Raw genomic sequence first — 14,445 nt, 5'->3', positions numbered from 1 at the left:
GTTATTTCTCCTCCACGATTGCATCGAAGGCAGGCGTGGAAATTTCTTCTACGCCCTCACCCTTTCTGACAATAAAAAACACGGCCAGTTCGTGCTGTTTGGCAAACGCCATACCGGCCTCCGGACCCAGCACTGTCATGGCGGTGGACAGGCCGTCCGCCATCATGGCGCTTTCGTGCAGCACCGACACCGATGCCAGCATATGGTCCACAGGATAACCGGTTCTCGGATCCAGGGTATGTGAATACAGTTGCCCATCAGATTCGAAGAAGTTGCGGTAATCGCCGCTGGTAGCCACGGCCATGTCTTTCAATACCACTACCTGTTCCACTTCCCGCACGCCGGCAATCGGGCGTTCCACGGCCACCCGCCAGGGCTGACCATAGGGCTTGCTGCCACTACCGCGCAACTCGCCACCCACTTCCACCAGGTAGTTTTTCAAACCCTGGCTTTCCAGCAATTCTGCCACCTTGTCCACGGCAAAGCCTTTGGCAATGGAGGACAGGTCCACGTACACATTGCCGGGCTGCAGAAGCTCATTGTCATTCAACAGCAACTGCTGCCAACCCACCCGCGCCATGGCAGCGTTGATCTCGTCCTCTGACGGCGGCTCAAAACGGTCCGGGTCCGGGCCAAACCCCCACAGATTGACCAGTGGCCCCACCGTCACGTCATAGGCCCCGCCAGTTTTCGAGGAAATACCGAACGCCACAGACAGAACCTTGACCGTATCCTCCGGCAACGCCATCAACGTGCCGGCTTGCGCCGCATTGAAACGGCTCAGATTGGACTCCGGCCGATAGGTGCTCATTTCTGCGTTGACCTGCTCCAGCGCCGCCTCGATATCCGCTTTCAGATCTTCTACGCCTTCCTTGGGTGTGCCGCTGAACTTCACACTCCAGGTGGTGCCCATGGTCGGGCCGCTGAGAACGGACAGACGGTTTTTGCTGTCATCGCAGGCGGTGAGCAGTGCAACGGAAAGAACGACAAGAGCAAAAACGAGACGGGCCATACCTTTAATCCAAGGTAGTTCAACGTTCTGCAGGAAACACTCTGGCAAAGGCCAACGCGAGGCGAACCTCGCTACCCGGAACTTACCGCCCCGTTCGCCATGCAAGCATAGCTCCTACATAAAAAAGCTTAACAACAAAACGCCGACCCGCAGGTCGGCGTTTTTGGTGTTATCCGCCGAAGTCATCCAGCAGGATGTTTTCCGGTTCCACACCCAGGTCATCAAGCATCTTGATCACCGAGGCGTTCATCATCGGCGGCCCACACATGTAGTACTCACAGTCTTCCGGCGCCGGATGGTCCTTCAGATACTGCTCGTACAGCACGTTATGGATAAAGCCGGTGAGGCCGTCCCAGTTATCTTCAGGCTGGGGATCAGACAACGCCAAATGCCATTCGAAGTTGTCATTCTCGCTGGCCAGCATGTCATATTCATCATTGTAGAACGTTTCACGCCAGCTACGGGCACCGTACCAGAAGCTGATCTTGCGCTTGGAGTTCAAACGTTTGAGCTGATCGAAGATATGACTACGCATGGGCGCCATGCCGGCACCACCACCGATGAAGACCATTTCAGCATCGGTCTTCTTGGCAAAGAACTCGCCGAAGGGACCGAACACAGTGATCTTGTCACCCGGTTTCAGGTTGAAGACATAGGAGCTCATGATCCCTGGCTGGATATCCTTGGAGCCCGGAGGCGGTGTGGCGATCCGGATATTGAACTTGAGGATGCCTTTCTCTTCCGGATAGTTCGCCATGGAGTAGGCGCGAATCACTTCCTCGTTGTTCTTGCAGTTCAGATCGAAGAAATTAAAGCGCTCCCAGTCTCCCCGGTACTCTTCGCTGATATCGAAATCAGAGAATTTCACGTCGAACGGCGGCGCTTCCAGCTGCACATAACCACCGGCGCGGAAATCCACGTTCTCGCCTTCCGGCAGCTTCAGAGTCAGCTCTTTAATGAAAGTGGCCACGTTATCGTTGGCGATAACCTCGCACTCCCACTTCTTCACACCGAAGAACTCTTCCGGTACTTCGATCTTCATGTCCTGCTTCACGTTCACCTGGCAGCTTAGGCGCCAGCCGTCGCGAATCTCGCCCTTGGTGAAGTGTCCCTCTTCGGTAGGCAGGATATCACCACCACCTTCCAGAACCTGACACTTACACTGGGCACAGGTGCCACCACCACCACAGGCGGAAGACAGAAAGATACCCTGGTTGGCCAGGGTACCCAGCAGCTTGGCGCCAGCCGGGGCGTCGATGGATTTTTCTTCATCACTGTTGATGTTGATGTGCACGTTCCCGCTGGCTACCAGCCGGGAGCGGGCCATCAAGATCACCGCCACCAGTGCCAGTACAATGGCGGTGAACATGACCACACCGAGAATAATCTCAAAACTCATGATTCAACCCCTTCGCTTACAGCTGCACGCCGGAAAAAGACATGAAGCCCAGAGACATCAGCCCCACGGTGATGAAGGTGATGCCCAGACCTTTCAGGCCATCTGGCACGTCGCTGTATTTCAGCTTCTCGCGAATACCGGCCAGCAGCGTAATCGCCAGCGCCCAGCCAACCCCGGCCCCGACGCCATACACCATGGACTCACCAAAGGTATAGTCACGCTCCACCATGAACAGGGACGCACCCAGAATGGCGCAGTTCACGGTAATCAGCGGCAGGAAGATGCCCAAGGCGTTGTAGAGACTGGGCACATACTTGTCCAGGGTCATTTCCAGGATCTGCACCAGCGCGGCGATAACGCCAATATAGCTGAGCAGGCCCAGGAAACGCAGGTCCAGGCTAGCCAGGGACTCAATCCCGGTCCAGGCCAGGGCGTTCTCGTCCAACAGGTAAGTCAGTATCAGGTTGTTCACCGGCACGGTGATGGTCAGTACCACAATCACCGCAATACCCAGACCCAGAGAGGTCTGGATCTTCTTGGACACGGCAATAAAGGTACACATGCCCAGGAAGAAAGCCAGCGCCATGTTTTCAACAAAGACGGCGCGGACGAACAGGCTCAGATAATGTTCAAACATTACTCGTCTCCGTTAAAACGCGTCGCTGACACGGGTGTGTGGCTTCATCTTGAAGGTATCCTCTTCTACCTGCTCAGGCTTCCAGACCCGGATCGCCCAGATGAACAGACCGATCAGGAAGAAGGCGCTGGGCGGCAACAGCATCATGCCGTTGGTCACGAACCAGCCGCCGTCAGCGGCCTTGGTCAGGATCTGCTGTCCGAACAGGCTGCCGGCACCCAGCAGTTCACGAATGAAACCCAGACCCAGCAGTATCACCGAGTAGCCCAAACCATTGCCCACACCATCCAGGAAGGACGGGATCGGCGGGTTCTTCATGGCAAAGGCTTCCGCCCGGCCCATCACGATACAGTTGGTGATGATCAGCCCCACGAACACCGACAGCTGCTTGGAAATGCCATAGGCATAGGCTTTCAGGAACTGGTCAACCACGATTACCAGCGAGGCAATAATGGTCATCTGCACGATGATACGGATGCTGGACGGAATGTAATTGCGAATCGAGCTGACGAAAAAGTTCGAGAACGCGGTGACGGTAGTCAATGCAATACACATCGTCACCGTCGTGCTCAGGTTACTGGTTACCGCCAGGGCGGAGCAGATACCGAGGATCTGCAGCGCGATGGGGTTGTTGTCGAAAATCGGACCTAAAAGGATGTCCTTCGTTTTCTCCGCCATTACGCGTCTCCTTCCTGCTGTTCGATCGCTTCACCTTGCTGCATGCGCTTGAGGTAAGGACCGAAACCGTTTTCACCGACCCAGAAGCGCAGCAGGTTGCTGACACCGTTGCTGGTCAGGGTCGCGCCGGCAAGACCATCCACCTTGTGTTCGGCGTTTGGCGTCTTGCTGTCCACGGCGCCTTTGACCACCTGGATTTCTACTTCACCCTGCTCACCATAAAGCTTTTTACCTTCCCACAGGGCTTTCCATTTCGGGTTGTCCACTTCGCCGCCGAGGCCAGGGGTTTCGCCGTGTTCATAGAAACCCAACCCGGAAACGGTGTTGGCATCCGGCTCCAGGGCCAGGAAACCATACAGGGTGGACCACAGGCCATAGCCGTGTACCGGCAGGATAATGCGGCTCAGGTCACCATCATCACCGCGGGCCAGAAATACTTCTGCCACGTTCGCCTGGGACTTGATACCGGCAATATCCTCTTTACCGCTGAGCCGCTCGGACCGCTGGGGATCCTTGGCTGCCTTGCGCTGGTCGTAGGATTCCGGCATCTCGACATACTCACCGGTGTCGATGTCCACAAAACGACGTTCAATGCTTTTGAACACCGTGTTCACATCCACACCAGGCTGATACAGGCCAGCGGCTTGCAGGATGTTCATGCGTTTGTCCAACAGCTGGTTCTTGCTCTGTACCGGCCGCAGGCTCACCGCAGCGGTGGCAACCACCACACCGCAAACCACACAGACCAGAAAGGCAACCAGCAGCGTTTTGCCGACACTTTCTTTATTTGCTGACATTTACACTTCTCCCCCGGTCCGGCGCAGGCGACGACGGACATTCGCCTGCACAACAAAGTGGTCGATCAACGGCGCACACAGGTTGGAGAACAGAATGGCCATCATCACGCCCTCCGGGAACGCCGGGTTCACCACCCGGATCAATACGATCATGACACCGATCAGGGCACCGAAGATGTACTTGCCCACATTGGTCATGGAGGCCGACACCGGGTCAGTAGCCATGTAGATCATGCCGAAGGCAAAGCTGCCCACGGTCAGGTGCCAGTACCAGGGCATCGCAAACATGGGGTTAGTGGCGGAGCCCACCGCGTTAAGCAACGTGCTGAGCGCCACCATGCCCAGGAATACACCCAGTACGATTCGCCAGGAGGCCACTTTGGTGAGCAGCAGCGCCGCACCACCAATCAGAATCGCCAGTGTTGATGTCTCACCGATCGAGCCCTGAATACCGCCAAGGAAGGTCTGCATCCAGCTGATGTTGGCACCGGCATCGGCGGTCAGATTACTGGCAAAGTCCAGTTGACCGGCAGCCGCCAACGCCAGTGGCGTCGCCCCGGAGAAGTTGTCCACCGCAGTCCATACCGCATCCCCGGACATTTCTGCCGGGTAAGCGAAGAACAGGAACGCCCGCCCGACCAGCGCCGGGTTAAGGAAGTTCTTGCCGGTACCGCCGAACACTTCCTTGCCGATGACCACACCGAAGGAAATACCCAGGAACACCTGCCACAGGGGGATAGCCGGGGGAAGAATCAGGGTAAACAGGATACCCGTCACGAAGAAACCTTCGTTCACTTCGTGGCCGCGCTTCCAGGCAAACAGCCCTTCCCAGATGAAACCACCCAGATAGACCACAAGCAGAATAGGCACGTAATAGACCATGCCGTGCAGCAGGTTGGACCATAAACTGGCGGCATCAAACCCTGCCAGGGCCATGACCAGATCACTGCGCCAGCCGGGAATCGGGCTGAAGCCCTCAGCGATCTGCAGGTTTGCCTGATAACCGGTGTTCCACAGCCCGAACAAAATCGCCGGGAAGGCGCAGAACCACACCGTCATCATGATCCGCTTCAGATCGATACCATCACGTACATGCGCGGAGGACCGGGTCACCGAGTCCGGGGTGTACAGCATGGTGTCGAACATTTCGTAGAAGGTGTAATACTTCTCGAACTTGCCGCCCTCGTGGAAATGCGGGGCAACCTTGTTGTCCAGAAAACTTCTCATGCCCATGCTCAGCTCTCCGCTTCAATGGTGGTGAGATTGTCGCGCAGAATCGGACCATACTCGTATTTGCCCGGGCACACGAAGGTACACAGGGCCAGGTCTTCTTCCACCAGCTCGAGCGCGCCCAGTGCCGTGGCACTGTCGGTATCCCCAACGATCAGCGCACGCAGCAACTGAGTCGGCAGGATATCCAGCGGCATCACTTCCTCGTAGGCCCCCACCGGCACCATGGCCCGCTCGGAACCGTTGGTGGTGGTGGTGAAGTTGAAACGCTTGCCCGGCATCAGCTTGGACAGGTAGATGTTCAGCACCGAGAAGCGATTCACGCCCGGGGAGATGTAGCCCAGCAATTCGCGCTTATGGCCTTCGCACAACGCCGTTACCTGGTTACCGGTGCGGCTCAGGAAAGCCACCGGACCCTGGGCATTGTGGCCGCCAAAGACGGAACCACTGATCAGGCGGTTGTCACCTTCTTTCAGTTCGCCCTGGGCGAAGTCGTCGGTGCTGGCACCCACCCGGGTACGCAGGGAACGAGGCGTTTTAACCTGCGGGCCGGCCAGAGCCACTACCCTGGAGGAGTAAATCTTGCCTTCGGTGAACAATTTACCGATGGCAATCACGTCCTGATAACCCACAGACCAGACAATCTTTTTCAGGCTAACCGGATCCAGGTGATGAATGTGTGTACCCACATTGCCCGCCGGGTGTTTGCCGGCAAAGGCTTCTTCACGTACCTGGCCACCGGCGAAGCTCGGCAGGTCGGTATTGGGGCCACGACATACCCATACCGGACCATCGGTAAGACGGCTCAACACGGCAAGACCGTGACGGAAAGCCTGTTCGTTTTCCTTGATCACCAGTGCCGGCTCCTGGGCCAGCGGATTGGTATCAAGAACGGAAACGAAAATGGAATTCGGGGTGCTACCCGGCGCAGGTACCTTGCCGAAGGGGCGAGTCCGCAACAAGGTCCACTCGCCAGAGTCCACCAGCTGCTGCTGTACCGCTTCACGGCCCAGGCCGGCGATCTGCTCAGGGCTGTAGGAATCAAAGGTGACTTCGTCTTCCTGCTCGGCCACTTCAATCACTACAGATTGAAGGACGCGCTTGTGGCCACGATTGATCGCCACCACCTTGCCGGCGGCAGGAGCGGTGTATTTCACACCCTCGGTTTTCTTGTCCGTGAAGATCAACTGGCCTTTCTTGACCACGTCTCCCTCGCGGACCTCCATGGTGGGTTTCATGCCCACATAGTCACCGCCGAGCACGGCAACAGAACGAACCTGGTGGCCTTCCTCAATCGCCTGGCGCGGTGCACCAGTGATGGGCAGATCCAGGCCCTTCCTGACTTTAATCATAGTTTCTCGCCCACGTTGCGTGTTGCTGAAGTCGAGGCACATCCGCCTGCAAGCCCCGAAAAGCGGGAAATGCCGTGGATGTTCGCTAAAACCGGAATTTGCACTTGGGAGCCGGCTTCAGCCGGCGGCGCCATTATAAAGACGCACCTGCCCGTTCGCCAGCACCGTGCGACCCGTCTTTCGTCGCACAGAACTACTTTGGTGCAAAAGAAAACCCGGTTATGCACCGAAAAAAAGCCCGCAGCGCGGGCTTCTTTTCAAACGCAGTTCAGTCCTTCGGGTACGCCGGGTATTCCACCCCGGAGATCTGCTGCAGGATACGCAGTACCTGGCAGCTGTAACCGAACTCGTTGTCGTACCACACGTACAGTACGCAATGACGCCCACTGACAATGGTAGCCTCCGCATCAATCACGGAAGCGTGACGGGAACCGACGAAGTCGGTAGATACCGCATCCGGGCTGCTCACGAAGTCCACCTGACGCTGCAGCGGAGAGTGCAGGCTCACCCAGCGCAGGTACTCGTTAAGCTCTTCCAGGGTGGTTTCCTTGCCCAGGGTCAGGTTGAGGATCGCCATGGACACGTTCGGAGTGGGCACCCGGATGGAGTTGCCGGTGAGCTTGCCCTGCAGGGACGGCAGCGCCTTGGCAGCAGCCGTCGCCGCACCGGTTTCGGTCAGCACCATATTCAGGGGCGCGGAGCGACCACGACGGGGACCTTTATGGAAGTTATCCAGCAGGTTCTGGTCGTTGGTGTAGGAGTGCACGGTTTCCACGTGGCCGTATTCGATGCCGAATTTGTCTTCCAGAGCTTTCAGCGGCGGTACGATGGCATTGGTGGTGCAGCTGGCAGCGGAAATGATCTTGTCGCTGTCTTCGATCATGTCATTGTTCACACCATGAACAATGTTTTTCATATCGCCTTTGCCCGGCGCAGTCAGCATCACGCGGGCAACGCCCTTGCACTGCAGGTGCTGGGACAGGCCTTCCGAATCGCGCCACTTACCGGTGTTGTCGATCACCACAGCATTGTTGATGCCGTACTCGGTGTAATCGATGGAAGACGGATCGCTGGAGTAGATCACCTTGATGAAGTTGCCGTTGGCGATGATGGCGTTTTCGTCTTCATCCACGGCGATGGTGCCAGCAAACGGGCCGTGCACAGAATCACGACGCAGCAGGCTGGCACGCTTCTGCAAGTCGCCCTTACCGGATTCGCGCACCACGATGGCCTTCAGGCGCAGGCCATCGCCGGAACCCGCTTTCTCGATCAGCAGACGGGCCAGGATACGGCCGATACGGCCAAAACCGTACAGCACCACGTCCGTGGAGCTGGGCTCTGGCCCCTTGTTATTGACCGCTTCAGCCAGCTCTTCACGGACATAGTCCTCAATGGACAGGCCGCGATTATCTTTCTTGTACTCTACCGCCAGTTTGCCGATATCAATGCGGCATGGGCCCAGGTCCAGCTTGTTCACTTCCTGCAGAACCGGGAAGGAATCCACCACGGACAGCTCGGAATCTTCGACCTGCTTGACGAAACGATGGGCTTTCAGGATCTGGATAACAGACTTGTTGACCAGGGAGCGGCTGTAAACTGTAGTAGTGATGTTCTTTTCGCGATGCAGCTTGCCGATCATCGGGATCATGGCTTCTGCGATTTCTTCGCGGTTCTTCCAGCGTCCGAAGTGGTCTTCCAGTTTGTTCACGGAGATGCCCCTCTCAGGTTGGGTTCGGGTGAAGAAAACCGTGGCTGGCACCGAAATGCCCGGTTTCAACGTTCACCGGCGGTGGAGTTTGGGGCGCGAATAATATCGCCAAACGCCGCGTTTATCCACCCAAATGGCGGGGATATTACGGTTTCACATGGTAGCCTTTGCATAACTCCTTGCACACTCAGGCTTACAGGCCGGCCCACACACGTTGTTGCCCTTTATCGACTGGCAACCCGCCTGCGCTCAAAAGTGCGCCCAGATGATGGGCCGCCCTGAAAGCCCCGGAGGGCGAGGCCTGAAGGGCACATCTGCTGCGCTTTGTCGATAGGAAAGGAGCCCACCCTGTCCGTCACGACAAACCACAACAGCTGCACCCTTCAGACCCCGCTGAGCGCGCAAGGACTTATACAAAGGCTCCCAACCGTTTCACACGTTCACGCAACACCGGCAACACCTCTTCCTCGAACCAGGGCCGCTGGCGCAGCCATAACCGGTTTCGCGGGCTCGGATGAGGCAGCGGGAAGTAGCCATGCTCCAGGGCCCGGGCAAAATCAAGGACATTGTCCGACAGGGTCTTGCCCGGCGCCGGCAGGTAGTACTTCTGGGCGTACTGCCCCACCAGCAGGGTCAGCTGCAGGTCCGGCAGTTCCGCCAGCAACCGCTCATGCCATTGGGGGGCACACTCCGGCCGGGGTGGCAGATCGCCCCCCTTACCGCGGCCCGGATAACAGAACCCCATGGGCATAATGGCGATGCGGTTTTCGTCATAGAAGGCTTCCCGGTCCATTTGCAGCCAGTCGCGCAGCCGGTCCCCGGAAGGATCATTCCAGGGAATGCCGGTTTCATGGACCCGGGTGCCCGGCGCCTGACCCACGATCAGCAGCCGGGCTCCCTCCCCGGCCCGCACCACCGGACGCGGCCCCAGGGGCAGATGGGCCTCGCATAGTCGGCAGGCCCGTACCTCCTCCAATAAAGGAAGCAGCCGACTCATGCCGCAGGGCTGTCCGAGCGGTGCAGGCGCATCAGCCCTTCCTGGGCCACCGAGGCCACCAGGGTGCCGTCCTGACGATAGATGGAACCGAAGTTCATGCCCCGAGAGCCACCGGCAAAGGGACTCTCGCTGCGATAGAGCAGCCATTCATCGATTCGGAAATCTCCGTGGAACCACATGGCGTGGTCGACGCTGGCGCACTGTACATGGGGCTGCCAGAAGTTCATGCCGTGGGGCAGCATGGCGGTGCCCATCAGCCCGAAATCCGAGCAATAGGCCAACAAGGCCCGCTGGGTCATGGGATCTGCGTCCACCGAATCGACCACCTTGAACCACACCTCCCGTAACGGCGGCTCCGGCTGGGACGAAATCGGATCACGGGGAGTGACCGGGCGGAATTCCACCGGCCGGTCCTGAAGAAACGCCTCACGGTACTGTTCCGGCAACCGGGCCACCAGCTTCTGCCGGGCCGCCTCGTCATTCTCCAGACCTTCCGGGCCGGCCACTTCCGGCATGGGCGCCTGATGGGCAACACCCTCCTCTTCTACCTGATAGGACGCTGCCAGAGAGAAGATCGGCCGGCCATGCTGGATGGCGTTGACACGGCGGGTGGTAAAGCTTCTGCCATCACGAATGCGGTCCACATCGTAGACAATGGGTTTGGTGAAATCCCCGGCGCGCAGGAAATAGGCGTGCAGGGAGTGCACCGACCGGTCCTCCGGCACTGTTTTCGAAGCCGCCAGCAACGCCTGCCCGGCCACCAGGCCGCCAAACACACTCTGCTGCCCATTGGCCTGGCTCTGCCCCCTGAACAAATTATTCTCGAGCTGTTCCAGATCAAACAGCGCCATCAGTTCCCGAACCGATGCATTCATAGACGTATCCTCAGCGCAAAACACAATCAATAACGGGTCATGGTAACCGCAAGCCCGCTAAAATTTGAGGTCAAATCACGAATCGGCTCAACCTGCCGGGGTTCTTCGCGGGCGCAGAGGCAGCCCAGGAAATTAACAACACCACTGTGGTCTCGTCCTCCTGCTTGGCACAACGCCAGAGAAAACATCACTTTTAGCGCTTGTTTGAACTGAGTCACACTGTTTACTATATGCACAAATAGACAAAGGGGGCGCCTAGATCGCCTTCGGGGGGACAATTCGATGTTTCAGCTTCTCCGCGGTGGCCTGGCGGCCATGGCGCTCTGCATGTTGCTTTTCTCTCAGGCCGTGCAAGCCACCGTTCCATCACGCCTGGTCATACAAGGCTATCTCAGCGATCGCTCCAGCCAGTTGCCCCTGCATGGCACCTACACGCTGACCACAACCCTTTACGATCTATCCGGGCGGACGACCGACTACCAGAATGATGGAGGGACCAACACCGATCCCCTCGGTCTTGGCGCAGTCCTCTGGACCGAAGACATGACCGTCAGCGTTGAGAACGGCCGATACAGCCTGGTGTTGGGTGATAGCGACAGCAACCCCCTGCCCGATGACCTGCTGGAAAGCAATCAGGTAGAACTGGGGCTGGCGATTAATGGCGACAGTGAAATGTCTCCGCGCCTTGTCGTCACCACCGGCAGCGTGCCCTATGCCCTGCAGGCCCGCGAAGCCGAGCAGGTCAACGGGGATATCACTCCGCGCACGGTAAGCGTCGCCGATCAGCTTTTGATCAATGCCAATGGTGAGTGGGTAGGCCCGGACAGCGGCCTGGTAGGCCCCAAAGGCGAGACTGGCAGCCAGGGCCCCATCGGTCCTATCGGCCCCAAAGGGGATACCGGTAATACAGGCCCACAAGGCGCCGTCGGACCGCAAGGTATCGCTGGGCCCACTGGTCCTAAAGGCAACACTGGAGACCAAGGCCCCGTTGGACCTATCGGCCCCAAGGGCGATACCGGCAATCAAGGACCTCAGGGTGAAACCGGACCGCAAGGCATCCCCGGCCCCGCAGGCCCCAAAGGCGACACAGGTAACCAGGGCCCTATAGGGCTCACCGGCATGACCGGCCCAGCCGGCACATTCAGTACCAGCAATGTAGCCCAGAAGGCCTGCACCAGTGCGACAAGCTGCCAATGTGACAGTGGCGTAGTACTGGCCGGTGGCGTTCAGTGTGCCAGCAATAGCTACATTACCAACAGCTACCCCAGTGCCGCCGGCGCCTGGAGCGGCAGTTGCGAAACCTGGCAGACTGGCGCGGCCGCCACGCCTACCGCCATTACCATTACTTGCGCGGTAGCCAACTAATGGCTATCACGCGACGGCAGTTTATCGCGGCTGGCGGCGCGGCCGGGATCCTGCTCAGCACACCCTTGGTCGCCGGCACCACGGCAGCCCGCGTGGAACTGGTCAGTGCAGCGCGGGCGATTGCCCTCGGCGAGAACCAGAGGCTGCAGATCACCGACCATGGCCGCCAAGCCCAGTGGTATCGCAACGGCAGCACCATCAGTCTAGACACCGGCGCTCCCCACGAAACCCGCATCGTTGCCGCGGCCCTGGATGGGGATAACGCTGTCCTGCTGGACCGCAGCCAGCGTCGGCTAAGCTGGTTCCGGCCCGACGGTAGCCAGGCCCGCCATATTGATCTGACCGATCTGCAGGAACCTGCCGACTTTGTGCTCAATGGTGACCACGCTTTGATCGCAGATGTACACGGCCATCGCCTGATGCGACTGCATCTGCGCAATGAATCCAGAGTCTGGCTGCAAAGCGACCGGCCCCTGAATGGTCCCGCCTCTCTGGCCAAAACCGCAGAGCGCATCACCCTGCTCACCCTCGGCGATCGGCGACTGCACCACTTCACCCTGACAGGCGACAGCCTGGGCAGTGAAGTCAGCACATTAACCATGCCCAGCGGCTTGACCGCCGTGAACGACCAGCTATTGATCATGGATCGTTGCCAGAAGCAGCTCTGCTGGGCTGACCGAGCTACACCGGTACTGGCACTCCCCCAAACCAGCGCCCAGCAGCTGGCTCATCTGAGCTGGCAACCGGGCAGTAACCTGCTGATCAGCGTGTGAGGCCACTATGAGCGAACCTTTTATTGCTGAAATTCGCATCTTTGCGGGTAATTTCGCCCCTCGCAGCTGGGCCTTTTGCAACGGGCAACTCTTGCCTATCAGTCAGAATACCGCCCTGTTCAGCCTGATCGGCACCACTTATGGCGGGGATGGTCGTACCACAGTGGCCTTACCCAATCTGCAAGGCCGAGCGCCCGCACATCCCGGCAGAGGCCCCGGACTGCCAAGTTATCGCCTTGGTCAGGTGGCCGAGAACAACCCGGTAGAGGTTGTACAGAACGTCACGCCCGACCGTAACCTGGGCAATAGCCAGACCACCCGCACTATCGCCGCCAAAATACCCGCTGGCGATCAGCGCCATCCTTATCTGGGTCTGAATTTCATCATTGCTCTGCAAGGGCTATACCCATCCAGAGGCTAGGAGTCTTTTACTGATGAGCGAACCCTTTCTCGCCGAAATCCGCATTTACGGCTTCAACTTTGCGCCCCGCGGTTGGGCCTTCTGCGATGGACAAATCTTGCCGATCAATCAAAACCAGTCCCTTTATTCTCTGCTGGGCACTACCTACGGTGGCGACGGCAGAACCAGCTTTGCACTTCCGGACCTGCGCGGCCGCACGCCCATGCATCCGGGAGCGGGTAGCATCAATCAGGGCACTAAAGGGGGAACGGCGAACACAACCGGGCCTACCGATGATGGAGACACCCTGGACAGCCTGACCCTGGATCGCAATCTGGGCAGCACCTTGAATAACACCCTGGTTGCCACCCATGGTGCGCAGATGGATTCTATCGCGTTTAACTTTGCCATTGCCCTGCAAGGGCTTTTCCCAAGCAGAAGCTAGAGGCTCCTATGTCAGAACCCTTTGTAGGTGAAATTCGCATGTTTGCCGGCAATTTTGCTCCGCGAGGCTGGGCACTCTGCGATGGCCAACTATTGGCCGTATCACAGAATGATGCGCTGTTTTCCTTGTTTGGCACCATTTATGGCGGTGATGGCAGAACCACATTCGGTCTACCGGATTGTCGGGGACGCTCTCCGGTACACGCCGGCACGGGCCCGGGACTTCCTCAGGCTCGTCTGGGCGCCAAAAGTGGCAGCAATGCCAGTGGTGCCGTTGCTGCCACTACCAGCGTCAGCATTGATCGCGGCCTGGGGAAAACCCAACAAACCTGGCAGGCGCATTCGAACAACCAGGAATCGCTGACCCCCCAGCTCTTTGTGCACTTCATTGTGGCCCTGTTCGGCATTTACCCTTCCCGCTCGTAATGCACAGCTACCGTTTACGCCCGGCCAGTGACAGCGACACACCGATGTTACTGGCCATCTACACCAGCACCCGCCAGGAAGAAGTGGCGCAGACCGGCTGGCCCCAGGGGCAGCAGGATGCCTTTTTGGCCATGCAGGCCAAGGCGCAGCACGAACACTACCTGCTGCATTATCCGGAAGCGGAGCGTCATCTGATTGAGTTAAGCGGGGAGACAGCCGGGCGGCTGTACCTGTCCGATTGGGAGCAGGAAATCCGCATCGTGGATATTGCCCTGCTGCCGGCCTTTCGTGGCAGCGGCCTGGGGTCACAGGTTCTCGCCGCCCTGCAGGCCCGGGCTCGCCGGGCCGGCAA

16 protein-coding genes are annotated in these 14,445 nt (G+C 58.5%); 6 read left to right on the top strand and 10 right to left on the bottom strand.

Annotated elements, in window-relative coordinates; translation table 11 throughout:
* Position 1: 1 nt before the first annotated feature.
* The 10 genes from B3Q33_RS14130 to tesB form a co-directional block, all read right to left on the bottom strand.
* Complete coding sequence (locus B3Q33_RS14130) at positions 2-1,012, bottom strand: FAD:protein FMN transferase (protein ID WP_035247265.1); 1,011 nt, start codon at positions 1,010-1,012, stop codon at positions 2-4.
* A gap of 169 nt (positions 1,013-1,181) precedes the next feature.
* Positions 1,182-2,411 (bottom strand): NADH:ubiquinone reductase (Na(+)-transporting) subunit F, encoded by a 1,230-nt coding sequence (gene nqrF, locus B3Q33_RS14125; protein WP_035247262.1) that lies wholly within the window; start codon positions 2,409-2,411, stop codon positions 1,182-1,184.
* 16 nt (positions 2,412-2,427) lie between these two features.
* Complete coding sequence (nqrE, locus tag B3Q33_RS14120) at positions 2,428-3,048, bottom strand: NADH:ubiquinone reductase (Na(+)-transporting) subunit E (protein ID WP_035247259.1); 621 nt, start codon at positions 3,046-3,048, stop codon at positions 2,428-2,430.
* A 12-nt stretch (positions 3,049-3,060) separates the two neighbouring features.
* Complete coding sequence (locus B3Q33_RS14115; RefSeq protein WP_035247258.1) at positions 3,061-3,726, bottom strand: NADH:ubiquinone reductase (Na(+)-transporting) subunit D; 666 nt, start codon at positions 3,724-3,726, stop codon at positions 3,061-3,063.
* Entirely contained in the window at positions 3,726-4,523 is a 798-nt protein-coding gene (locus B3Q33_RS14110; RefSeq protein WP_272975348.1) for a Na(+)-translocating NADH-quinone reductase subunit C, read from the bottom strand. The genes B3Q33_RS14115 and B3Q33_RS14110 overlap by 1 nt, the downstream gene beginning before the upstream one ends.
* On the bottom strand, positions 4,524-5,756 hold the full coding sequence (locus tag B3Q33_RS14105; RefSeq protein WP_272980376.1) for an NADH:ubiquinone reductase (Na(+)-transporting) subunit B: 1,233 nt from the start codon (positions 5,754-5,756) through the stop codon (positions 4,524-4,526).
* A 2-nt stretch (positions 5,757-5,758) separates the two neighbouring features.
* A complete protein-coding gene (locus B3Q33_RS14100) occupies positions 5,759-7,105 on the bottom strand; it encodes a Na(+)-translocating NADH-quinone reductase subunit A (protein ID WP_035247251.1) in 1,347 nt (448 codons plus the stop codon).
* 268 nt (positions 7,106-7,373) lie between these two features.
* The gene (locus B3Q33_RS14095) at positions 7,374-8,813 is read right to left on the bottom strand and encodes a glyceraldehyde-3-phosphate dehydrogenase (protein ID WP_084573447.1); all 1,440 of its coding nucleotides are present in this window, start codon (positions 8,811-8,813) and stop codon (positions 7,374-7,376) included.
* 409 nt (positions 8,814-9,222) lie between these two features.
* Entirely contained in the window at positions 9,223-9,810 is a 588-nt protein-coding gene (locus tag B3Q33_RS14090) for a uracil-DNA glycosylase family protein (RefSeq protein WP_272962930.1), read from the bottom strand.
* Positions 9,807-10,685 carry an acyl-CoA thioesterase II gene (gene tesB, locus B3Q33_RS14085; RefSeq protein WP_272975346.1) on the bottom strand — a complete coding sequence of 293 codons (879 nt, stop codon included), beginning with the start codon at positions 10,683-10,685 and terminating at the stop codon, positions 9,807-9,809. Before tesB ends, B3Q33_RS14090 begins: the two co-directional genes overlap by 4 nt.
* 282 nt (positions 10,686-10,967) lie before the next feature.
* Between tesB and B3Q33_RS14080 the strand changes: the two genes are divergently transcribed.
* From B3Q33_RS14080 to B3Q33_RS14055, 6 genes are all read left to right on the top strand, one after another.
* On the top strand, positions 10,968-12,050 hold the full coding sequence (locus tag B3Q33_RS14080) for a hypothetical protein (protein ID WP_272975345.1): 1,083 nt from the start codon (positions 10,968-10,970) through the stop codon (positions 12,048-12,050).
* Complete coding sequence (locus B3Q33_RS14075) at positions 12,050-12,823, top strand: hypothetical protein (RefSeq protein ID WP_035247244.1); 774 nt, start codon at positions 12,050-12,052, stop codon at positions 12,821-12,823. The genes B3Q33_RS14080 and B3Q33_RS14075 overlap by 1 nt, the downstream gene beginning before the upstream one ends.
* Before the next feature lie 7 nt (positions 12,824-12,830).
* The gene (locus tag B3Q33_RS14070; protein ID WP_035247242.1) at positions 12,831-13,244 is read left to right on the top strand and encodes a phage tail protein; all 414 of its coding nucleotides are present in this window, start codon (positions 12,831-12,833) and stop codon (positions 13,242-13,244) included.
* Between the two features lie 13 nt (positions 13,245-13,257).
* Positions 13,258-13,668: a phage tail protein gene (locus tag B3Q33_RS14065; protein WP_272975344.1), complete on the top strand. Its 411-nt coding sequence runs from the start codon at positions 13,258-13,260 to the stop codon at positions 13,666-13,668.
* An 8-nt stretch (positions 13,669-13,676) separates the two neighbouring features.
* Positions 13,677-14,093: a phage tail protein gene (locus tag B3Q33_RS14060; protein ID WP_035247238.1), complete on the top strand. Its 417-nt coding sequence runs from the start codon at positions 13,677-13,679 to the stop codon at positions 14,091-14,093.
* A partial coding sequence (locus tag B3Q33_RS14055) for a GNAT family N-acetyltransferase (RefSeq protein WP_286828175.1) occupies positions 14,093-14,445 on the top strand: 353 nt, incomplete at its 3' end. The genes B3Q33_RS14060 and B3Q33_RS14055, both read left to right, overlap by 1 nt.

Source organism: Alcanivorax sp. UBA3183 (assembly GCF_002364155.1).
Lineage (GTDB): Bacteria > Pseudomonadota > Gammaproteobacteria > Pseudomonadales > Alcanivoracaceae > Alcanivorax > Alcanivorax jadensis.
Note: the sequence above shows the minus strand (reverse complement) of the source record. Positions and strands in the feature narration are given on the sequence as shown.